18 protein-coding genes and 1 tRNA gene are annotated in these 20727 nt (G+C 73.9%); 4 read left to right on the plus strand and 15 right to left on the minus strand.

Annotation, left to right across the window (positions count from 1 at the left end):
- The first annotated feature begins 73 nt into the window (after positions 1–73).
- Positions 74–559: a DUF1877 family protein gene (locus AB0C73_RS09005; protein ID WP_362526480.1), complete on the plus strand. Its 486-nt coding sequence runs from the start codon at positions 74–76 to the stop codon at positions 557–559.
- A gap of 22 nt (positions 560–581) precedes the next feature.
- Here AB0C73_RS09005 and AB0C73_RS09010 read toward each other — a convergent pair whose 3' ends face one another.
- On the minus strand, positions 582–1130 hold the full coding sequence (locus tag AB0C73_RS09010; protein ID WP_362526483.1) for a hypothetical protein: 549 nt from the start codon (positions 1128–1130) through the stop codon (positions 582–584).
- Entirely contained in the window at positions 1127–1621 is a 495-nt protein-coding gene (locus AB0C73_RS09015) for a DUF4265 domain-containing protein (RefSeq protein WP_362527224.1), read from the minus strand. Before AB0C73_RS09015 ends, AB0C73_RS09010 begins: the two co-directional genes overlap by 4 nt.
- 157 nt (positions 1622–1778) lie before the next feature.
- Here AB0C73_RS09015 and AB0C73_RS09020 point away from each other — a divergent pair, with 157 nt between their 5' ends.
- On the plus strand, positions 1779–3557 hold the full coding sequence (locus AB0C73_RS09020) for a bifunctional 3'-5' exonuclease/DNA polymerase (RefSeq protein ID WP_362526485.1): 1779 nt from the start codon (positions 1779–1781) through the stop codon (positions 3555–3557).
- Positions 3558–3624: 67 nt separating this feature from the next.
- Here AB0C73_RS09020 and AB0C73_RS09025 read toward each other — a convergent pair whose 3' ends face one another.
- Complete coding sequence (locus tag AB0C73_RS09025; RefSeq protein WP_362526488.1) at positions 3625–4938, minus strand: hypothetical protein; 1314 nt, start codon at positions 4936–4938, stop codon at positions 3625–3627.
- Between the two features lie 67 nt (positions 4939–5005).
- Complete coding sequence (locus AB0C73_RS09030; protein ID WP_362526491.1) at positions 5006–5515, minus strand: SigE family RNA polymerase sigma factor; 510 nt, start codon at positions 5513–5515, stop codon at positions 5006–5008.
- A gap of 154 nt (positions 5516–5669) precedes the next feature.
- Here AB0C73_RS09030 and AB0C73_RS09035 point away from each other — a divergent pair, with 154 nt between their 5' ends.
- Together AB0C73_RS09035 and AB0C73_RS09040 are read left to right on the plus strand one after the other, a co-directional pair.
- Positions 5670–6065 carry a DUF6479 family protein gene (locus tag AB0C73_RS09035; RefSeq protein WP_362526493.1) on the plus strand — a complete coding sequence of 132 codons (396 nt, stop codon included), beginning with the start codon at positions 5670–5672 and terminating at the stop codon, positions 6063–6065.
- 31 nt (positions 6066–6096) lie between these two features.
- Positions 6097–6903, plus strand: a complete 807-nt coding sequence (locus tag AB0C73_RS09040) for an RNA polymerase subunit sigma-70 (RefSeq protein WP_362526496.1) — start codon at positions 6097–6099, stop codon at positions 6901–6903.
- A 28-nt stretch (positions 6904–6931) separates the two neighbouring features.
- Here the strand turns inward: AB0C73_RS09040 and AB0C73_RS09045 are convergent, their stop codons facing one another.
- The 11 genes from AB0C73_RS09045 to AB0C73_RS09095 form a co-directional block, all read right to left on the minus strand.
- Complete coding sequence (locus AB0C73_RS09045; protein ID WP_362526499.1) at positions 6932–7273, minus strand: VOC family protein; 342 nt, start codon at positions 7271–7273, stop codon at positions 6932–6934.
- 128 nt (positions 7274–7401) lie between these two features.
- Positions 7402–8025, minus strand: coding sequence for a pyridoxamine 5'-phosphate oxidase family protein (locus AB0C73_RS09050; protein ID WP_362526501.1), 624 nt, complete (start codon positions 8023–8025; stop codon positions 7402–7404).
- 115 nt (positions 8026–8140) lie between these two features.
- Positions 8141–8214: transfer RNA gene (locus tag AB0C73_RS09055), tRNA-Thr, on the minus strand.
- A 95-nt stretch (positions 8215–8309) separates the two neighbouring features.
- Positions 8310–9848 carry an alpha/beta hydrolase gene (locus tag AB0C73_RS09060; protein WP_362526504.1) on the minus strand — a complete coding sequence of 513 codons (1539 nt, stop codon included), beginning with the start codon at positions 9846–9848 and terminating at the stop codon, positions 8310–8312.
- A gap of 103 nt (positions 9849–9951) precedes the next feature.
- Positions 9952–11154: a DNA polymerase III subunit delta' gene (locus AB0C73_RS09065; RefSeq protein ID WP_362526507.1), complete on the minus strand. Its 1203-nt coding sequence runs from the start codon at positions 11152–11154 to the stop codon at positions 9952–9954.
- 109 nt (positions 11155–11263) lie between these two features.
- Positions 11264–14512: a dTMP kinase gene (gene tmk, locus AB0C73_RS09070; protein WP_362526509.1), complete on the minus strand. Its 3249-nt coding sequence runs from the start codon at positions 14510–14512 to the stop codon at positions 11264–11266.
- Between the two features lie 105 nt (positions 14513–14617).
- On the minus strand, positions 14618–17458 hold the full coding sequence (topA, locus tag AB0C73_RS09075) for a type I DNA topoisomerase (protein WP_362526511.1): 2841 nt from the start codon (positions 17456–17458) through the stop codon (positions 14618–14620).
- Between the two features lie 238 nt (positions 17459–17696).
- On the minus strand, positions 17697–17894 hold the full coding sequence (locus AB0C73_RS09080) for a hypothetical protein (protein WP_362526513.1): 198 nt from the start codon (positions 17892–17894) through the stop codon (positions 17697–17699).
- A 169-nt stretch (positions 17895–18063) separates the two neighbouring features.
- Entirely contained in the window at positions 18064–18855 is a 792-nt protein-coding gene (locus tag AB0C73_RS09085) for an ABC transporter permease (RefSeq protein ID WP_362526516.1), read from the minus strand.
- A gap of 18 nt (positions 18856–18873) precedes the next feature.
- On the minus strand, positions 18874–19677 hold the full coding sequence (locus AB0C73_RS09090; RefSeq protein WP_362526518.1) for an ABC transporter permease: 804 nt from the start codon (positions 19675–19677) through the stop codon (positions 18874–18876).
- Positions 19674–20696: an ABC transporter ATP-binding protein gene (locus AB0C73_RS09095; RefSeq protein ID WP_362526520.1), complete on the minus strand. Its 1023-nt coding sequence runs from the start codon at positions 20694–20696 to the stop codon at positions 19674–19676. The genes AB0C73_RS09090 and AB0C73_RS09095 overlap by 4 nt, the downstream gene beginning before the upstream one ends.
- Positions 20697–20727 lie beyond the last annotated feature (31 nt).

Here is a 20727-nt window from a genome sequence, read left to right on the forward strand (position 1 = left end):
AGGCGCGGCTTCATGCGCGGCGCCCCGCTGTCAGTGGCGGCCGATAGCGTCCCCTCCGTCGAAAGGGGAGCGCGTGCATCTGCATCTGCGGGCCGCGGCGGAGGCGGACATACGGGACGACCACGACTGGCTGAGCACGTTCATGGGCACGGCCTGGGGCGTGATCGAGGCCGAGTACGCGGCGGGCATCGCCGACGCGATCGAGAAGGACTACCACCGGCTCGACACGTTCTACGTGGAGGAGACGGACGACCCGGACGCCCGGCTGCCCGTCTTCGGCGGGCGCCAGCCCGCCGGCGCGCCCACGGACCACTACCCCGACCCGCCCCTGATCCTGCTCGAACCGGCCGGAGTCGCCCGCGCAGCCGCCTTCCTCACGGCCGTCTCCTTCGACGGCCTGTGGGCTCGGGCCGGCGGCCGGATCACGGCCTCCTTCGGGCCCGGCTGGTCCGACGCCACGGTCCGGGGGATCTACGAGAACCACCACCGCAGCCTGCGCGGCTTCTACGAACGGGCCGCCGCCGCGGGCCACGCGGTGGTCAAGGCGGGCTGGTTCTAGGGCGCCTACGCCTGCGCCTGCCCTAAAGCGGGCAGACGTTCAGCAGCTGCTCGTACGCGGCCGGCGCCTCGTCCCAGGTGCGGGTGCGGGCGCGGGCACCGATCACGTACCCCTCGGCGAGGAAGGACAGGCCCCACGGCTCGCGCCGGTGGACGCGCGAGAGGACCTCGTCGCAGCGGGTGCAGACGAGCCACGGCACAAGCACCAGGCCGTCCGCCCGCTCACGCGTCCCGGCCGCCGCCGTGTCCTCGTCGAGCACGCGGACCCGGACCTGCGCAGGGGCGCCGGCGGCGGGGGCCTCCGCCACCTGGGCCAACGGCCCCGCCAGCGCCTCCCGTTCACCCCAGGACTCGGTGAGGACGGACAGCTCGGCGCGCGTCGTGCCGTCGAGGGCGACCCCGTGCTCCAGCAGCCCGTCGACAAGCAGCCGCAGACCCGCCTCCTGCTCGCCGGTCAGCCGGCAGTCCCGTACGGCACCCGCCGCCGGCCCGGGCAGCAATCCGGCCAGCCGGTCCCAGGCCACACCCTCCGGGTCCCGGTCCGGGCCCCGGTCCCGGTCCGCCTCGCTCACGCCGCGTTCCACGCGTCCGTCGTACAGCCGAGCTCCCAGTGCCACCAGCCGTCCGCCTCCCCGCGTTCGAGGAGGGCCTTGATCTCGCCCAGCGGGGCGTCCGCCGGGACCGTGAGCGCCACCAGCGGGAACTCGTCGCTGTACGACTCGCCGCCGAGCCCGTACGCGGCGAACCGTTCGTGCACCGCGCGGGCGCTCGGGCCGAGCGGGCCCGAACGAACCGGAAGGACGCGGACGGTGACGTTGCCGGAGGCCGCCGCGCGGCCCGTGGCCCAGCGCGTCCCCTCGCCGTCCGTCTTGTAGCGGACGACGTCGCCCTCGGCCACGCCGTCCTGGAGGAAGGGCGCATTGGCGACCCGCGCGGTGTCCTCGCCCACCGGCTCGGCCCACAGCCCCTCGGTGTCCATGGGGAGCCATCCCTCGCGCGGGACGAAGTGGAACCAGATCTTGATACGTCCGCCGGCGACGGCGGCCGCGTCCAGGGTGTCCAGGGTGTCCGGGGTTTCCAGGGCGTCCGGGCCGTCGGGGCTGTCCGGGGTGTCACTCACCCCGCGAGGTTAGCCCCGTCCCGCCCCGGCCGCCCCCGGACGGGCGGCACGCCCACCCGAGCCGCACACCGACATAACGGGGCAAGGCACCCGATTGTCAGTGACGGGTGCCAGACTCGCACCCGTGAACGAACCGGGTGGTGGTCGGTGGGCGCTCGCGCCCGAGCCGGAGGGGGACGGGGCGCTGCTCGTCCCCCTCGGCGCCGACGGGCTGCCCGCGGGGGAGGTGCGGCGCGAGCCGGACCTGGTGGCGGCCGTCGCGTCCCGCCCGGAGGTCACCCGCTGGGTGTGGCTGTCGACCGCCGAGGTCTACCCGCGCCTTCTTGCCGCCGGAAGCGGACTCGGCGCCGGCACCGGCACCGGCACCGGCATACGGGTCGAGCGGTGTTACGACGTGGAGGTCGCCGAGCAGCTCCTGCTCGGGCACGAGGGGCGGCTCGGCGAGCCCCGTTCGGCGGCCGCGGCCTGGGCGCGGCTGCACCACGCGCCCGTACCGCCGGATCCGCCGCTGCGTTCCGCCGCCGGGCCGGCCGCGCAGGACTCCCTCTTCGAGCCGGTGGCGACGGCCACCGCGCTGCCCTTCGACGCACTCCTGGAGGTGTACGCGGAGCAGCAGCGCCGGCACGACCGGGCCGAGCACCCGGGCAGGATGCGGCTGCTCACCGCGGCCGAGTCGGCGGGCATGCTGGTCGCCGCCGAGATGCACCGGGCCGGGCTGCCGTGGCGGGCGGACGTGCACCGGGAAGTGCTGCACGGACTGCTCGGCGAGCGGTACGCGGGCGGGGGCGAGCCGCGCCGGCTCGCGGAGCTGGCGGACGAGGTGTCGGCGGCGTTCGGGCGCCGGGTGCGGCCCGATCTGCCTGCCGACGTGCTGCGCGCCTTCGCGCAGGCCGGGATCCGGGTGCGGTCGACGCGCCGCTGGGAGCTGGAGGAGCTCGACCATCCGGCGGTCGCGCCGCTCGTCGCGTACAAGAAGCTGTACCGGATCTGGACCGCGCACGGCTGGTCGTGGCTGGCGGACTGGGTGCGCGACGGGCGGTTCCGCCCCGAGTACCTGCCCGGGGGCACGGTCAGCGGCCGCTGGACCACCAACGGCGGCGGGGCGCTGCAGATCCCGAAGGTCATCCGGCAGGCCGTGGTCGCCGACGAGGGCTGGCGGCTCGTCGTCGCCGACGCCGACCAGATGGAGCCGCGGGTGCTCGCCGCGATCTCCCGCGACCCGGGCCTGATGGAGGTCGCCGGACACCCGGACGACCTCTACACGCGCCTCTCCGACCGGGCCTTCTCCGGCGACCGCGCCCATGCCAAGCTCGCCCTGCTCGGCGCGATCTACGGACAGACCAGCGGCGACGGCCTGAAGAACCTGGCCGCCCTGCGCCGCCGTTTCCCGCGCGCGGTGGCGTACGTGGACGACGCGGCCAGGGCGGGCGAGGAGGGCCGCCTGGTGCGCACGTGGCTGGGCCGTACCAGCCCGCGGGCGGCGGGCGCGGACGAGGACGGCGAGGCCGGCATCCCGCAGGACGAACTCCCGCACGACACGCGCACCGGGGGGCCGGACGGTTACGTCCCCGGGTACGCGTCGAGCGACGCCCGGGCCCGTGGCCGCTTCACCCGTAACTTCGTCGTCCAGGGCAGCGCCGCCGACTGGGCCCTGCTGATGCTGGCGGCGCTGCGCCGCGCCACCGCCGGGATGCGGGCCGAGCTGGTCTTCTTCCAGCACGACGAGGTCATCGTGCACTGCCCGGCCGAGGAGGCCGAGGCGGTCACGGCGGCGATCCGGGCGGCGGGCGACGAGGCGGGCCGGATCGCGTTCGGGGAGACGCCGGTGCGGTTCCCGTTCACGACGGCGACGGTGGAGCGGTACTCGGACGCGAAATGAGGCGGGAGGCGGGAGGCGGTCCGGGCCTCCGCCGAGGCCCGGACCGCCTCACTTCGGCCCCCTGGGCCTACTTCTGCGTCAGCGCGCGCCACTTCGGGCTGAGCGCGATCGCCTTCAGCTGCTCGGTGGTGAGGGCCGGCTCGGCGCGGGTGGCGGCCTCGTGCTGGGTGCCGGCGTTGAAGGCGGAGACGACGACCCGGAAGCCGTCCTCGGCCAGGGTGTCGGCGCACCACCAGACGACGCCCTCGCCGCCCTTCTCGCCGGGCTGCTTGGTCAGCTTCACGACGGTGCCGTCGGGCAGGGTCGTGACGTCGCCGCTCCCGAAGAGATCGCCGCGGACGTCGTTCATGTCGCGCTGGACATTGATCTCGACGAGGCTGCGGCCCTTGCCGTCGTCGAGGACCAGGTAGCCGTGTTCGCCACCCCCGCCCTTGCCGACGACCTTGAGGCCCTGTCCCTTGGGCAGCAGCGAGCGGAGCGTCGCCTGGACCTGGGCCCCGCTCGGCTCCGGCGGCAGCGCGGCGTGGCCGCCGCCCGGCTGCCCCTTCACCGGCACCGGCGCGGGGATCTGCTTGAGCAGCGGCCGCCAGCCCTCCGCCGTGACCAGGGCCTTGAGCTGCGCCGGGTCGAAGGGCGGGTTCTCACGGCTGATCGCGGAGTCCTTCTCGGTCGGCGCGTTGTACTCGCTCGCGTCGACGAGGAAGCCGTCCTTGGTGAGCAGCACCGCGCGCCAGTTCTTGGTCTCGACGCGCTTGTCCGGGTACTCGTAGCCCTGGAAGACCATGAGCCGCGAGCCGTCGGGCAGGTTCTGGGTCGTGCAGTCGTCGTACGGGACGGCCACCTTGTCCGGACAGGTCACCTGCCCGAGACCCGACTCCTCGGTGTCGCCGGCGCGGTAGAGGCCGACGGAGACGCCCGCCTTGCCCTTGCCGTCGTCGTAGACGCCGGTGACGGCCTGGCCGGTGCCGTCGGCGTTGTCGATCTGCCAGGTCCCGGCCGGGGTGTTGGCCTTGAGGACGGCGGCGAGGTCGGCGACGGGGATCTGGGCCATCCCCGTGTCCTTCCCCGTCTTGTCCTGGGCGCCCGAGCCGCCCTGGGCGGTCGGCCGGGGAGCGGCGACCGAGACCTCCTCGGTGCCCCCGCCGGAGCCGAGCACCGCGCCGCCGTACACGCCGCCGACGCCGATCGCGGCGAGGGCGAGGGCGCCGCCGACGGTGGCGACGCGGCGGCGCAGCACCCGGCGGCGGCCGCGGACGAGGCCGCCGGTGACGAGTTCGCGGCGGTCGTCGAGGGCGAAGCCCTCGCCGGCGTGGCGCATGACCGTGCCGAGTTCGTCCGCGAATCGTCCGTTCGTCGGGTCGTGCTCTTCGTTCTGAGGCATGGCGGGATCACCGTTCCGGGTCCGTGGGTCGAAAAAGGAAGAAGTGCGGGGCCTGCGGCCCCGGGGCTCAGCGGGTGGCGAACTCGGTGATGCTGCCGCCGAGCCGTTTGCGCAGGGCCGCGAGGGCCCGGGTGCTGCGGGTGCGTACGGCGGCCGAGCTGGTGTTCATGACGTCCGCGGTCTCCTCGATGCTGCGGTCCTCCCAGTAGCGGAGCACCACCACCGCCCGGTCCTTGGGCGCGAGCCCGGCGAGGGCGTCGAGGAGGGCGATGCGCAGCGCGGGGTCCTCGCCGGTGTCGGGGGCGCGGTCGGGCAGTTCTCCGAGGGGGCGCTCGGTGGCCGAGCGGCGCCTGCGGTGGCTGAGGAAGGTGCGTACGAGGACGGACTGGGCGTAGCCCGCCGGGTTGCCGACCCGGGCCATGCGGCCCCAGACGGCGTACATTCGGCCCAGCGTCTCCTGCACCAGATCCTCTGCGAGATGGGTGTCGCCGCTGGTCAGGAGGCATGCCGAACGGAACAGATGCCCTGAGCGGGCAATGGCGAACTCCAGGAACTCGTCCGCGCGGGACGTTCTCATGTCCCTCCCCTCCGTCGCTGTCACGAGTTCGCCTGTACAGGCGTTGCTTCTGCTTGCTCCACCTCAATGACGCGATGGCCCGCCGGGAATGTTTCACGTGAATCCTCGGACTCCCCGGTGGAGCATTCCGGGCAAAACGGGGTAATCCTGTTGTATGAACACTTTCCTCGTGGCTTCGGCGCAGGTCACCACGGCGGCTGGTGTCTGGCAGTCCGGACTGGCCCAGGTGCTGGGCGGTCTGATCGTGGTCGCCCTGCTCATCGGCGCCTTCATGCTCGGGATCCGGGTCAAGAACAAGGAACTCCCACCCCCTGACCCCGAGACCCAACCGCACCGGCCGGACACCGGCGCACTGCCCGGCGAGACGTCCGAGTACCGCAAGCCCAGCGAGATGCCGCAGACCGACGGCGAGCACCGGCTCATGCCGTACAACCTCGAGAGCTCCGGCGAGGAGGCCACCGACCCGCCGAGCGAGGAGAAGCGCAAGTGGGGCGGTATCTCCAGCGGCGGCTTCGGCAGCGGTGGCCCGGGCCACGGCGGCGGCGACTGAGCCGGCCACCTGCGAACACCCGTGAACACCCGTGGACACCACCTCTCAGCCCATGAAGGTCGTGGACATCGCTCCGGTGGCCGCGCGCCTGCTCGGCACCCCTGAGGCGACCGGCACCTCTGAGGCGGCCGGGGGCCCTGATGCCACCGAGGCACCCACCGCCTCCTCCCTCGTGGAGGAGGCGGTGCGGGCGTCCGGCGGCCGGCTCACGGACCTCGCCGCGTTCTGCCTGGACCGGCTGCGGGCGCGCGAAGCCCGGCGCCCGGTCCTGCGGGACCCCTGGGACGCCCCGGCGCCCGGCGATCCCCTGGACGCCCTGACCCCCTCGGAACGGCTCGCCTTCGTCCTCCACGAGGACTTCGCCGTCCCGTACGACACGATCGCCCCGCTCGTCACCCTCACCCCGGCCGCCACCCGCCGGCTGGTCGCCCGGGCCCGGCGCCGCGTGGAAGGCACGGAGGAGCTGCCGGCCCCGGACCCGGAGCGGCAGCGGGAGGTGGTGACGGCGTTCCTGGCCGCCGCGCGCGCGAACGACCTGGACGGTCTGCTCGCCCTGCTCGACCCGGACGCGGTGCTACGGGCGGACGCCGAGGCGGTACGGAACGGGGCGGCGCCCGCGCACGGTGCGGCGGCGGTGGCCCACCGTGTCGCGGGACGGGTCCGGGAGGCCCGTACGGCCCTGGTGAACGGCGCGGCGGGCCTGCTGTGGACGGCCGAGGACGGCGAGCCGAAGGCGGTGCTCCGCTTCACCGTCCTGGAGGGCCGGGTCACGGCGGTCGACGCGCTCGCGGACGAAGCGCATCTGTCCCGGCTGGCACTCGCGCCGCTCCCCACCTGATCAGGCGGGGAGCAGGCGGGGACACGGATCAGACGGCGGCGGACCGAAGCCCGATCATGTTCCCGTCCGGGTCCTTCACGGTGGTGATCCGCATCCCGCCCCCGACGTCCTGCACCTCCTGCACGGTGGTCGCCCCGCCCGCGAGCAGCCTCTGCAGCAGCCCGTCGAGATCGTCGACGTCCCAGAACGGCACGGGCCCGGTCAGCCCCTTCCCGTGCCCGTTGGGGTCGAGCCCGAAGTGCTGCCCGTCGACGTCGAAGCCGACGTAGTACGGCTCGTCGACGCTGGGCGCGGTCCCCAGCAGGGTGGTGAGCAGGGCCTTGGCCCGCTCCAGGTCCTTCACGGGAAAGATCACCGTGTTCATGGCCATGCGTGGCTCCTCGGATGACGGGGCGACGAAAGGGGGAGGGGTCCCCCTCCAGTCACGCCCGGCAGCCGCCCGCCGTCACGCCCGATTGCGCCGTCCGGCCCACCGCACCACCCCGAGCACCACCCAGGTCAGCGCCCCAGAACCCGCCCGGCCCGCTCGGCGATGTGTGCGGGCGGCTCGATCCCGGCCGGCAGCAGCGGATCGGCCTCCGGCGCCCCGAACCGCGTCTCGACCGGCAGCACCCCGGCCCACAGCCCGAGCCCCGCATCGGGCCCGTCCCCGTCGTCCGGCGGCCCGCTCGCGATCTTCACCGACGCCTCGCCCAGCCCGACCGCGACGAGCGCGGTCGCGGCCAGCTCCTTGCGGCTGGGCCGGCGCACATACTCCCACTGACCCGGCGCGGACTGCTCGGTGAGCGCCCGCAGCCCCCGCAGCTTCTCCTCCGGCTCGGTCACGAGCCGCGGCACACCGTAGATCATCGTGCTCCGGTAGTTCACCCCGTGCTCGAACACCGACCGCGCGAGCACCAGGCCGTCCACCTGCGTGACGCTCACGCACACCACCGCGCCGGGCGCCTGGACCAGGCTCCTGCTGGCCACGGACCCGTGCACGTACAACCAGTCGCCGTCGACCCCGTACACGGTCGGCACGACCATCGGCGCCCCGTCCACGACCACCCCGAGGTGACAGAGGAACCCACCCCGCAGCACCTCGTCGAGATCGCTGCGCCGATGACTCCCCTTGTGCCTCATCCGCCGCAACCGCGTCCGCTCGGTCACATCCACCGTCGTCGACCTCTCCCCCGAAAACCGCCCGAACATGACGAAACCCCAGGCCGGAACGGGTCCGGCCTGGGGTTTCAGAGTGAGCCGCCTTCGGGATTCGAACCCGAGACCTACGCATTACGAGTGCGTTGCTCTGGCCAACTGAGCTAAGGCGGCATGCCGTGCGTCCCATGGTGGGTGCAGCAGCGTCGCCAAGTCTACACAGTTTCCGGGGGTGCTCCGACCACGGTTCGGAGAGGCGGGGGCAGGGGCTATGAGCAGCGCTTTCCGTCCTGGGGGGCGGTGCCTTCGAGGAGGTAGGTGTTGATCGCGGTGTCGATGCAGTCGCTGCCGCGGCCGTAGGCGGTGTGGCCGTCGCCCTCGTAGGTGAGGAGGGTGCCGGAGGAGAGCTGGGCGGCGAGGGAGCGGGCCCACTTGTAGGGGGTGGCGGGGTCGCGGGTGGTGCCGACGACGACGATCGGGGCGGCGCCCTCGGCGGTGATGCGGTGGGGGCGGCCGGTGGCCGGGGTGGGCCAGTAGGTGCAGTTCAGGGCGGCCCAGGCGAGATTGCGGCCGAAGACCGAGGAGGCCCGCTCGAAGGAAGGGACCGCCTTCTCGACGTCCGCGGGGCCGCCCGGGAAGGCGGGCGGGAGGTCGAGGCAGTTCACGGCGGAGTTCGCGTCCATCAGGTTGGCGTACGTGCCGTCCGCCTCCCGCTCGTAGTACGAGTCGGCGAGGGCGAGCAGCGCCGAGCCGTCACCGCCCATCGCCTGGGTGAGCGCCTCCCGCAGCTGCGGCCAGGCGGACTCGTCGTACATCGCCGCGATCACTCCGGTGGTGGCCAGGGACTCGCCGAGCTTCCGGCTCTCGTCCGTCGGGACCGGCTTGGCGTCCGTCTCGCGGAAGAAGCGCTTCAGGGCGTCGAGTGCCGCCGGGGCGGACTCGGTGCCGAGCGGGCAGTCGGGCTTCTTCACGCAGTCGGCGGCGAAGGCGTTGATCGCGGTCTCGAAGCCGGCCGTCTGCTCCCGACTGAGCTGCTCGGCGGTCAGCGACGGGTCCATCGCCCCGTCCAGGACGAGCCGCCCCACCCGCGTGGGGAACAGCTCCGCGTAGGTGGCGCCCAGGAACGTGCCGTACGAGGCGCCGACGTACGTCAGCTTCTCGTCGCCCAGGACCGCCCGCACGATGTCCATGTCACGCGCCGCCTCCACGGTGGAGACGTGCGGAAGCACCTTGCCGGAGCGCTTGTGGCAGGCCGCCGCGAAGCCCTTGTACGAGCCGGTGAGCGCGGTCTGCTCGGCGGCGCTGTCCGGGGTCACGTCCACCTGCGTGTACGCGTCCATCTGAGGCCCGTTCAGGCACTCGACCGGCTCGCTGCGGGCCACCCCGCGCGGATCGACGCCCACGATGTCGTACCGCGCGCGGACCGGCGCCGGGTACCCGATGCCCGCGTACCCCTGGAGATAGCCGACCGCCGAGCCGCCCGGCCCGCCCGGGTTCACGAGCAGCGAGCCGAGCCGCTTGCCCGGACCGGTCGCCTTCACCCGCGAGACGGCGAGGTCGATCCGCTCGCCGCCCGGCTTCCCGTAGTCCAGCGGGACCCGCACCGTGCCGCACTGGAAGTCCGGCACACCGCAGTCCCGCCAGGTCACCTTCTGGTCGTAGTACACCCGCAGCGCCTCGGCGGAGGCCGCGGACGAGGAAGGCGACGGCGCGGCCGCGTCACTGCCGCTCGTCGAGCAGCCGGAGAGGATGAGCCCGGCGGCCGTGAGGGCCGTGGCGGAGGTACGGAGCAGACGCCTGGAGTCCATGCCCGGAGCGTATCCGCATGGGTACGGACCGTGTCCAATCGTCCTTCGGCCCTGTGGAAAACCCCGGTCCGGACGGGCCTCAGGGCACGCCCGAGGACAGGCCCTAGTCCCGCAGCGCCATCGTCATCGCCTCCACCGCGAGCAGCGGCGCCACGTTCCGGTCGAGCGCCTCGCGGCAGGCGAGGACCGCCTCTATCCGGCGCAGGGTGCGCTCCGGGGTGGTGTCGCCGGCGATCCGCTCCACGGAGTCCCGGACGTCCTCGTTGGCCAGGGCCGTCGTCGCACGCATCTGGAGCGCGAGCACATCGCGGTAGAAGCCGGTCAGGTCGGAGAGCGCGAGGTCCAGGCTGTCGCGCTGGGTACGGGTCCGGCGGCGCTTCTGGCGCTCCTCCAGCTCCTTCATCGCGCCCGCCGTGCCACGCGGCATCCGGCCGCCCTGCGCCGCGCCGAGCGCGGTCTTCAGCTCCTCGGTCTCCTTGGCGTCGACCTCCTCGGCGACCTGCTTGGCGTCCTCCGCCGCCGCGTCGATCAGCTCCTGGGCCGCCCGCAGGCCGCCGCCCACGTCGCCGACCCGCAGCGGCAGCTTGAGCACCACGGAGCGGCGCGCCCGCGCCCGCTCGTCGGTGGCGAGCCGCCGGGCACGGTCGATGTGGCCCTGGGTGGCCCGGGCCGCGGCGTGCGCCCGCTCCGGCTCGATGCCGTCACGCCGGATCAGCACATCGGCGACGGCGTCCACCGAAGGAGTGGTCAGCGACAGGTGCCGGCAACGGGAGCGGATCGTGGGCAGCACGTCCTCAAGGGACGGCGCGCACAGCAGCCACACGGTGCGCGGCGCGGGCTCCTCCACCGCCTTCAGGAGCACATTGGCCGCGCCCTCGGTGAGCCGGTCGGCGTCCTCCAGGACGATGACCTGCCAGCGCCCGCCGGCCGGGGACAGCTGGGCCCGCCGGACCAGGTCGCGGGTCTCCTTCACACCGATCGAGAGCAGGTCGGTGCGGACCACCTCGACGTCCGCGTGCGTCCCGACCAGGGCCGTATGGCAGCCGTCGCAGAAACCGCAGCCCGGCGCCCCGCCCAGCGCCCGGTCCGGGCTCACGCACTGCAGCGCCGCCGCGAACGCCCGGGCCGCCGTGTCCCGGCCCGCTCCCGGAGGCCCGGTGAACAGCCAGGCGTGGGTCATCTTCGACGCCTCGGGAGCGGGCTCGCCGGCGGCATGCGCGGTCACGAGCGCGTCGGCGTCGCGCGCGGCGGCGGCCAGCTGCTCCTCGACCCTCGCCTGCCCCACGAGGTCGTCCCATACGGCCATGTCTGCTGCCCCTCCTCAGGTACGCCCTCCATTGTGGGGCACCCCGCTGACAGTCCGGCCGCGCCGGGCACGAGGCCGGCGCGGCCGGGAACAGCGGGGAGCGGACGATTCAGCCGCGGCGACCCCGCCGCCTGCCGTCCTCGTCCTCGTCGCCGAAGCCGCCGAGCAGCTCGTCGGCCAGCGTCGGCAGGTCGTCGAGCGGGGTCTCCTCCGCCCAGTCGGAGCGGCGGCGCGGCCGGCCCTGCTCGTCCAGCTGCGGCAGCTCACGGGTCCGGTCGTTCGAGCCGTCGGGCTCGGCGCGCCTCGCGGGCTCGTCCCGTACCCCGTCCCGTGCCTCGCCCTGCGCCTCGTCACGGAAGAAGCCCTGCGGGACCCGGTCGGCCGGGTCGCCGTCCTGCACGGCCGGCAGCACGGCGGTCTCGCCGGCCTCACGAGGCGCCCGGGTCTCACGGATCCGCGGGATGACCGTGGTCTCCTCGTCGAGCCGCACGATCGGGGTGGGCACGGTGACCTCGTTCGCCGACACGGTGGGCGTGTCGTCCGCCGTGACGTCCGGCTTCACCTGGGCATCCGGCTTCACGTCCGGATTCACGACGGGCGTCGCGACCGTGATCTCGTTCGCCGACTCCTGCAGGCGCTTCGCCTCGGCCGCCTTCGCCGCGGCCGCCGTGCGCTGCGCCTCGGCGGCGGCCCGCGCGGCCTCGGCCTCTTCCTCGGCGGCCTTCAGGGCGGCGGCCTCCGCCGCCTTCCGCGCCGCTTCCTCCGCCGCCTTCGCCGAGGCGGCCTCCGCCAGGCGCCGCGCCTCCTCGGCGCGGATCAGCGCCTCCTCGGCCTTGCGCTGCTTCTCCTTGCGCCGCTCCTCGGCCTCGGCCCGCAGCCGGGCCTCCTCCTCGGCCTGCCTGCGGAGGCGTTCCTCCTCCTCGCGGCGGGCCTTCTCCTCGGCCTCGCGCCGCCTGCGCTCCTCCTCGGCCGCGATCCGGGCCTCCTCGGCGCGCTGCCGGGCCTCCTCGGCCTGGCGCTCGGCCTCGATCCGGCGGGCCTCTTCCTCCTCGGCCTTCCGCCGCGCCTCCTCCTCGGCGCGCAGCCTGGCGAGCTGCTCCTGGCGCTCGCGCTCCAGGCGCTCCTCCTCGGCCTTGCGGGCGGCCTCTTCCTCGGCCCTGCGCCTGGCCTCCTCCTCGGCCTTGCGCCGCGCCTCCTCCTGGGCCTTCACCTCGGCCTCGGACAGCGGCAGCATCCGGTCGAGCCGGTGGCGTACGACGGTGGTGACGGCCTCCGGCTCCTGACCGGCGTCGACCACGAGGTAGCGGCCCGGGTCGCCGGCGGCGAGGGCGAGGAAACCGGCCCGCACGCGCGCGTGGAACTCGGGCGGCTCGGACTCGAGCCGGTCCGGGGCCTCGGTGAAGCGCTCGCGGGCGGTCTCCGGGGAGACGTCGAGGAGCACGGTGAGGTGCGGGACGAGCCCGCCGGTGGCCCAGCGGTTGATACGGGCGATCTCGGTCGGCGACAGGTCGCGGCCGGCGCCCTGGTAGGCGACGGACGAGTCGATGTACCGGTCGGAGATGACGACCGCGCCCCGCTCAAGGGCGGGCCGGACCAGGGAGTCGACGTGCTCGGCGCGGTCGGCCGCGTAGAGGAGCGCCTCGGCGCGGTGGGACAGGCCGGCGCTGGAGACGTCGAGCAGGATCATCCGGAGCCGCTTGCCGATCGGGGTGGCGCCGGGCTCGCGGGTGACGACGACCTCGTGGCCCTTGGCGCGGATCCACTCGGCGAGCGCCTCGACCTGGGTGGACTTGCCGGCCCCGTCGCCGCCCTCCAGGGCGATGAAGAAGCCGGTCGGCGCGGGCGCCTGGGCCGGGTCGGCGCCGCGCAGCGCGTCGCGCAGGTCGCGGCGGAGCGGTACGCCGGAGCGGTCGTCGGTCTTGGCGAGGACGAGCGCGGCGACCGGCAGCAGCAGCGCGCCGACCAGCATCAGGGTGAAGGCCGCGCCGCCGTGGGCGAAGACGAAGTCGCCGGAGGCGAGCCGGTGCGGGCCGATCGCGGCGGCGAGCAGCGGCGCGCCGAGCGCGCCGACGCCGATGCCGACCCGGACGACGGCCTGGAGGTGCTCGGTGACCCGGCCCCGGCGGGTCTCCTCGGTCTCCTGGTCGACGAGGCTGTGCCCGGTACGGGCGGCGACCCCGGCGGCGTAACCGGCGAGGGCCGCGAGCCCGAGCACGGTCGCGGTGTCGGGCACCAGGCCCATGGCGAGCAGCGCGATGCCGGTGAGGGTGATCGCGAGGGCGAGCAGCCGGCGCCGGGACAGCACGGTGAGGACGGATCCGGCGGTGCGGATGCCGACGGCGGTGGCGCCGCTGAGGGCGAGGACGAGCAGCGCGTACGTGACGGGCCCGCCGCCCAGGTCGAAGGCGTGCAGCGCGGCGACGGCGACGGCGGCCGCGATGGCGGCGGCGACCGTGGCGCAGGCGAGGACGAGCAGCCCGAGCGAGCCGGTACGGCCCTTCTCCGGGCCCTGCTCACCCTGCCCGCCCTGCTCGCCCTGCTTCGGCCGGCGCAGGCCCTCCAGGGGCGAGCGGGGCCGCGGGGTCTGGGTGCCGGGCAGCTCGACGAAGTACAGGACGTTGACGGACGCGGTGAACAGGCCGGCGGCCAGGTACGAGCCGAGCGCGGCCTGGTGCTCCGAGAACCAGTCGATGCCGCTGCCGAGCAGGTTGCCGAAGAGGGTGGCGAGCAGCAGCGCGGCGGCGCCGGCGGGCACGGCGAGGAAGCCGGTGCGCAGGCTGAGCGTGCGCAGCGCGCCGAGGTGGTCGGGGAGCGGCCGGACGGCGGCGCCCTCGATCGGCGGGGCGGGCAGCAGCGCGGGCGCCGCGCCCTCCTTGGCGATCGTCCACAGGCGCTCGGCGGCGCCGGCCACGAAGACGGTGCCGAGCAGGAACCACAGCGCGCTGTCGGGGGTCCAGTCGATCCACAGCGGCGCGACGACGAACAGCGCGATCCGCACCCCGTCGGCGCCGATCATGGTCCAGCGGCGGTCGAACGGGCCGTTGGGCCCGGTCAGCGCGGTGAGCGGGCCGAGCAGGGCGGCGCCGAAGAGGACCGCGGCGAGCATCCGGGCGCCGATGACGGCGGCGACGGTGAAGGCCGCGCCCCGGTAGCCGCCGCCGAGGGCGCCGTCGGCGAAGGACGCCTGGAGGCCGAGCAGGATCAGGACGAGGAGGGCGAGGGCGTCGCCCGTGCCGCCGACGAGCTGTGCGCTCCACAGCCTCCGCAGCGGCTGATGGCGCAGAAGTGCCCGTACGGCACGCTCCCGGGAATCGGCGACGAGTGCGGCGTCGGTGTCTGGCTGCTCAGCTCGCGTCATCCGTCCACCCTATCCGGACGGCCTTGCTCCCCGTGGCCTTCGCCCGAACAAACAGACGGGGGGTGCGGCCCCGGCGGCCCGCACCCCCCGACGCTGTCGGGAACGTCACTCCGGCTTGGCGGCCGCCGTCTTCTTCGCGGCGGCGGCCTTCGCCGTCGTGGTCTTCTTGGCCGTCGTGGTCTTCTTGGCGGCCGTCTTCTTCGCCGTGGTCGTCTTCTTGGCCGCCGTCGTCTTCTTGGCGGCCGTCTTCTTCGCGGGCGCCTTCTTGGCGGCCTTCTTCGCCGGTCCCTTGGCGCGCTTCTCGGCGAGCAGCTCGTAGCCGCGCTCGGGCGTGATCGTCTCCACGCTGTCGCCGGTGCGCAGGGTGGCGTTGGTCTCGCCGTCCGTCACGTACGGGCCGAAACGCCCGTCCTTGACGACCACGGGCTTCTCGCTGACGGGGTCGGTGCCGAGCTCCTTCAGCGGCGGCTTGGCGGCGGCCCGGCCACGCTGCTTGGGCTGGGCGTAGATCGCCAGCGCCTCTTCGAGCGTGATCGTGAAGAGCTGCTCCTCGGCCGTCAGCGACCGCGAGTCCGTGCCCTTCTTGAGGTACGGGCCGTAGCGGCCGTTCTGCGCGGTGATCTCGACGCCCTCGGCGTCGGTGCCGACGACGCGCGGCAGCGACATCAGCTTGAGTGCCTCGTCGAGGGTGACGGTGTCGAGCGACATCGTCTTGAAGAGCGAGGCGGTGCGCGGCTTGACCGCGTTCTTGCCGGTCTTCGGGGTGTCCTCGGGGAGGATCTCCGTCACGTACGGGCCGTAGCGGCCGGCCTTGGCGACGATCTGGTTGCCGCTGACCGGGTCGGTGCCCAGCTCGAAGTCGCCGCTCGGCTTGGCGAGCAGCTCCTCGGCGTGCTCGACGGTGAGCTCGTCGGGCGCGAGGTCGTCGGGAACGTCGGCGCGCTGGTGGCCCTCCTGGTCCTTCTCGCCGCGCTCGACGTACGGGCCGTAGCGGCCGACGCGCAGCACGATGCCGTTGCCGACGGGGAAGGAGGAGATCTCGCGGGCGTCGATGGCACCGAGGTCGGTGACCAGTTCCTTCAGGCCGCCGAGGTGGTCGCCGTCACCGTTGCCGGCGTCGGCCGCACCGGAGCCGGAGCCCTCGGGGCCGCCCTCGCCGAAGTAGAAACGCTTCAGCCACGGCACCGCCTGGGCCTCGCCGCGCGCGATGCGGTCGAGGTCGTCCTCCATCTTCGCGGTGAAGTCGTAGTCGACGAGCCGCCCGAAGTGCTTCTCCAGGAGGTTGACCACGGCGAAGGAGAGGAAGGACGGCACCAGGGCCGTGCCCTTCTTGAAGACGTAGCCGCGGTCGAGGATGGTGCCGATGATCGAGGCGTACGTCGACGGGCGGCCGATCTCGCGCTCTTCCAGCTCCTTGACCAGCGTGGCCTCGGTGTAGCGGGCGGGCGGCTTGGTGGAGTGGCCGTCGGCGGTGATCTCCTCGGCGCCGAGCGCGTCGCCCTCGGCGACCTGCGGCAGGCGCCGCTCACGGTCGTCGAGCTCCGCGTTCGGGTCGTCGGCGCCCTCCACGTAGGCCTTCATGAAGCCGTGGAAGGTGATCGTCTTGCCGGAGGCCGTGAACTCGGCGTCGCGGCCGTCGGCGGCGGTGCCGCCGATCTTCACGGTGACCGAGTTTCCGGTCGCGTCCTTCATCTGGGAGGCGACGGTCCGCTTCCAGATCAGCTCGTAGAGCCTGAACTGGTCGCCGGTCAGGCCGGTCTCCGCCGGGGTGCGGAAACGATCGCCCGAGGGGCGGATCGCCTCGTGCGCCTCCTGGGCGTTCTTGACCTTGCCGGCGTAGACGCGCGGCTTCTCCGGCAGGTAGTCGGCGCCGTACAGCTGCGTGACCTGGGCACGGGCCGCGGTGACGGCCGTGTCGGAGAGCACCGTGGAGTCCGTACGCATGTAGGTGATGAAGCCGTTCTCGTACAGCTTCTGCGCCACCTGCATGGTCGCCTTCGCACCGAAGCCGAGCTTGCGGCTGGCCTCCTGCTGGAGGGTGGTGGTGCGGAAGGGGGCGTACGGGGAACGGCGATACGGCTTCGACTCGACCGAGCGGACGGAGAAGCGGGTGTCCGCGAGGGAGGCGGCGAGGGCGCGGGCCTTCTCCTCGTCGAGGTGGAGCACGTTCGCGGTCTTCAGCTGCCCGTCGGCGCCGAAGTCACGGCCCTGCGCGACCCGCCTGCCGTCGACCGTCGCGAGCCGCGCGACCAGGGAGGACGGGTCGGACGGGTCACCGGCGCGGCCGGTGGAGAAGGTGCCGGTGAGGTCCCAGTACTCGGCGGAGCGGAAGGCGATGCGCTCGCGCTCGCGCTCGACGACGAGCCGGGTGGCGACGGACTGGACGCGGCCCGCGGACAGGCCGCGCATGACCTTCTTCCACAGGACCGGCGAGACCTCGTAGCCGTAGAGGCGGTCGAGGATGCGGCGGGTCTCCTGGGCGTCGACCATCCGCTTGTTCAGCTCGCGCGGGTTGCGCACGGCCTGCTGGATGGCGTCCTTGGTGATCTCGTGGAAGACCATGCGGTGCACGGGCACCTTGGGCTTCAGGACCTCCTGGAGGTGCCACGCGATGGCCTCGCCCTCGCGGTCCTCATCGGTGGCGAGGAAGAGCTCGTCGGACTCGGCAAGGAGCTCCTTGAGCTTCCTGACCTGCGCCTTCTTGTCGGCGTTGACGACGTAGATGGGCGCGAAGTCATGGTCGACGTCGACGCCGAGCCGGCGCACCTCGCCGGTGTACTTCTCGGGCACCTCGGCGGCGCCGCTCGGGAGGTCGCGGATGTGCCCGACGCTCGCCTCGACGACGTAGCCGGGGCCGAGGTAGCCCTTGATCGTCTTCGCCTTGGCAGGCGACTCGACGATGACGAGTCGGCGGCCGCCCTGTGCGGTCTCGCTGGTCGGGGACAACTTCGCTCTTCTCTCCGGTCGACGCGGTCTGCGCTGGCACGCACGACAGCGACACGCACGGTGACGCTGTCGTCGCTGCGGAGTGTGACGGTACAACCCGCCCCCGTGTCAAACGGTGAAAGCCCGCAACGGCCACTCGAACGGTAACCCGACTCCTGCCCTTCCTGCCGCCCGGACTCCCGGACGGGTCCGCGTCGTGTCCGCGTCGTGTCCGCGTCACCTCAGCGGCTCGGGGGGCTCACAGCCGTCCGAAGCACCAGATCCCGAGCAGGACGAAGACCGCGCCGAAGAGGGTGGTGAGGGCCGCGGCGGCACGCGGCGCGACCCCGAGGGCGACGGGCTCGCCCTGCCGTACCCGGACGCCCGTCCAGAGCAGCAGTGCGGCCCCGAACAGCATGAACGCCGCTCCCGCGAAGATCGCCGGCCCGCTCTCCATCCCCGTACCCCGTTCCCTCGCCCATGGCCCCACGGCCTCCGGAGCCGAGGCTGGCACCTCCCGGCATCAGGCGGGCGAATTCCCGGTGAACGGCGCGGACGGTCCCGAGCGGTTTCACGAGGATGGCCGGTACTCCTCCCCCTTTCCGTCGTGTCGCCTGCTACGCCTGCTACATCACGTCGAGCGTCGCGCGGCGCCGGCTGCCCCGTTCGAAGAGCGCGAGCAGGGCGACGGCCAGGACCGCGTACCCCGCGCCGACCAGCAGCTCGGCCCCGAGCCGCCGTCCGTCGAGCCCGCCGCCCGCGGTGAGACGGCGCGCCGCGTCGGCCGCGTGGGTCAGCGGCAGCAGCTCGCCGGTGGCGCGCATCCATCCGGGCAGGGTGTCCCGGGGCACGGCGGCGCCGGTGAGCAGGAGCAGCGCCGAGCTCGCCACGTTCGACACCAGGAACACATCGCGGAAGCGCAGCCCGAGCGCACCGAGCGCGAGCCCGAACGCCGAGCAGGCCGTGGCCCCGGCGAGCAGCACGAGACCGAGCCCGGGCAGCGCGCCCACCGGCACCGGCAGACCGAGCAGCGTCGCGGCGGCGGCGAGCACGACGACGCTGACGAACAGCCCGTTGAGGACGTACGGCAGGGCGCGGCCGGCCCACAACGGAACCCGGTGCCGGGGCGAGAGCAGGACGGCCCCGAGGGTGCCGTACCGGCGCTCGTTGGCGACGGCCATGGTGCCGCCGTACACGCAGGAGGCGGAAGCCGCGAGCACGGCGTTCCCGACAAGATGGAAACGGTCGTCCGCGACGCCGAGTTCCCGTCCCAGGAAGACGAAGAAGAAGACCTGGAGCAGCGGTCCCACCAGCAGCGTTCCGATGAACATGGGCGGGGTCGTCCAGTTGAACAGGGCGCGGTACGAGAGGGCTCCGCCGACGAGCACGAGCCGCGCCGGCCTGAGGAAACGGAACATCAGGAGGGCCTTTCGGGGTCAGGCGAGGGCGAGGGACGCCGCGGCCCGGGCCCGGCGCTCCACCCGGCCGAGGACGAGGACGGCGGCGAGCGCGTAACCGGCGCCGAGCGCGGCGGCGACGAGCATCGGGACGAGCACCTCCGCGGCGGACGGCCCGCCGGAGGTCGCCGCGTGCACCGCCCGGGCGCCCCAGGTGGTGGGCAGCGCCCAGGAGACCGGGTGGGTCCAGCCGGGCAGCACGGTCACCGGCACGAGCAGCCCGGACAGCAGCCAGACCGGCGTGTCGAGCGGATTGGCCAGCGCGTTGGCGTTGCGCAGCAGCACGAACGTGGCGGCCAGGAGCAGCCCCATCATGCCGAGGGAGAGCACGCAGACGGGCACGGCGAGGAGGAAGAGCAGCGGGTGCGCGAAGTCGAGCGGCACCCCGAAGAGGACCACGCCCCACAGCACGGTCGCGCCCATCGCGTACGTGCCGATGACGGCGGTCGCGAGGGTGATGGGCAGGAGCACGAGGGCGAGCGGGGTCGGCGCGGCGACCAGGGTCTCCAGGGTGCCGAGCCAGCGCTGGTTCTGCACGGCGCCGCCGGAGCCGAAGAGCACCGAGCCCCAGATGCCCATGAGTCCGGCGCCGACGGAGGCGGTGAGCAGCCGGTCGGGGTCGCCGGCGGCGCGGAAGAGGTAGACGGCCAGGGTCGCGTAGACGAGCGGGACGAGCACGGCGAAGGTGATCTCGATCGGCGAGCGCGACATGTACGAGACGTGGGTGCGGACGCCGACGGCGACGAGCCGCAGCACGCGCACGCGGGCCGGGGCGCGCGTCACGCCGCCACCTCCGCCGGGTCGCCGGTCTGGTCGTCCGCCCGGACGCGGGAACTCCCGTCCTCCACGATGGCGATGTACGCGTCCTCCAGGGAGGGTTCGCGGCTCACGACGCGCCCGATCCGTACGCCGTCGAGGGCGGCCAGCACCGGCGCGTGCAGTTCGGCGCCCCGGTCGGTCTGCACGGTGAGGGCCTGGGCGGTGCCCCGTTCCTCCACGGCGACGCCCCGCACCCCGGGCACCCGCCGGATGCGGTCGAGCACGTCCTCGCCGACCCCGTACACCTCGACGTCGAGCACGTCCCGGTCCCCGACCCGGGACTTCAGGCTCTCCGGCGTGCCGAGGGCGCGGATCCGGCCGCCCGCGATGACCGCGATCCGGTCGCACAACTCGTCGGCCTCGCCCATGTAGTGGGTGGTGAGCAGCACGGTCGTGCCGGCGGCCGCGAGGTCCGCGACGGTACGGCGCAGATCGCGCGCGGCGACCGGGTCGACGCCGATCGACGGCTCGTCGAGGAACAGCACGTCGGGCCGGTGCAGCAGCCCGCGGGCGATGTGCAGCCGCTGCCGCATGCCGCGCGAGTAGCCCTCGACGCGCTCCCGCTCGCGGCCCGCGAGGCCCACCAGGTCGAGGAGTTCGGCGATCCGCCGCTTCTGGTCGCGGGCCTCGACGCCGTACAGCTCGGCGAAGTAGCGCAGGTTGTCGAGCGCGCTGAGCCGGTCGTAGAGGCCGCGGTCCCCGCCGAAGACGTACCCGATGCGTCGCCGTACGGCGACGGGCTCGCGGGCCACGTCGTGCCCGAACACCCTCGCCGTGCCGGAGGTCGGAAGGAGCAGGGTGTTGAGCATCTTGATGGTGGTGGTCTTCCCGGCGCCGTTGGGGCCGAGCAGGCCGAAGAGTTCGCCGGGCGCCACGTCGAAGGTGACCCCGCGCACGGCCTCGGTCTCGGTCCGGCGGGGCCGGAGCCACCCGGTCCGGCTGGTGTAGGTGCGGCGCAGCGCGTCCGCCTCGATAGCGAGCATGGGGCGGAGTCTGGCGACGCCGCCCGGGCCC

Origin of the sequence: Streptomyces sp. NPDC048623 (assembly GCF_040650755.1) — a bacterium.
GTDB lineage: Bacteria > Actinomycetota > Actinomycetes > Streptomycetales > Streptomycetaceae > Streptomyces.

Bases quoted from the DNA above. Each gene is read 5' to 3' on its own strand.
- AB0C73_RS09035 (WP_362526493.1), top strand. From the start codon at position 5,670: ATGAACACTTTCCTCGTGGCTTCGGCGCAGGTCACCACGGCGGCTGGT.
- AB0C73_RS09065 (WP_362526507.1), bottom strand. From the start codon at position 11,154: ATGGCCGTATGGGACGACCTCGTGGGGCAGGCGAGGGTCGAGGAGCAG.
- AB0C73_RS09050 (WP_362526501.1), bottom strand. From the start codon at position 8,025: ATGAGGCACAAGGGGAGTCATCGGCGCAGCGATCTCGACGAGGTGCTG.
- AB0C73_RS09080 (WP_362526513.1), bottom strand. From the start codon at position 17,894: ATGGAGAGCGGGCCGGCGATCTTCGCGGGAGCGGCGTTCATGCTGTTC.
- AB0C73_RS09095 (WP_362526520.1), bottom strand. From the start codon at position 20,696: ATGCTCGCTATCGAGGCGGACGCGCTGCGCCGCACCTACACCAGCCGG.
- AB0C73_RS09030 (WP_362526491.1), bottom strand. From the start codon at position 5,515: ATGAGAACGTCCCGCGCGGACGAGTTCCTGGAGTTCGCCATTGCCCGC.
- AB0C73_RS09085 (WP_362526516.1), bottom strand. From the start codon at position 18,855: ATGTTCCGTTTCCTCAGGCCGGCGCGGCTCGTGCTCGTCGGCGGAGCC.
- AB0C73_RS09045 (WP_362526499.1), bottom strand. From the start codon at position 7,273: ATGGCCATGAACACGGTGATCTTTCCCGTGAAGGACCTGGAGCGGGCC.
- tmk (WP_362526509.1), bottom strand. From the start codon at position 14,512: ATGACGCGAGCTGAGCAGCCAGACACCGACGCCGCACTCGTCGCCGAT.
- AB0C73_RS09060 (WP_362526504.1), bottom strand. From the start codon at position 9,848: ATGGACTCCAGGCGTCTGCTCCGTACCTCCGCCACGGCCCTCACGGCC.
- AB0C73_RS09025 (WP_362526488.1), bottom strand. From the start codon at position 4,938: ATGCCTCAGAACGAAGAGCACGACCCGACGAACGGACGATTCGCGGAC.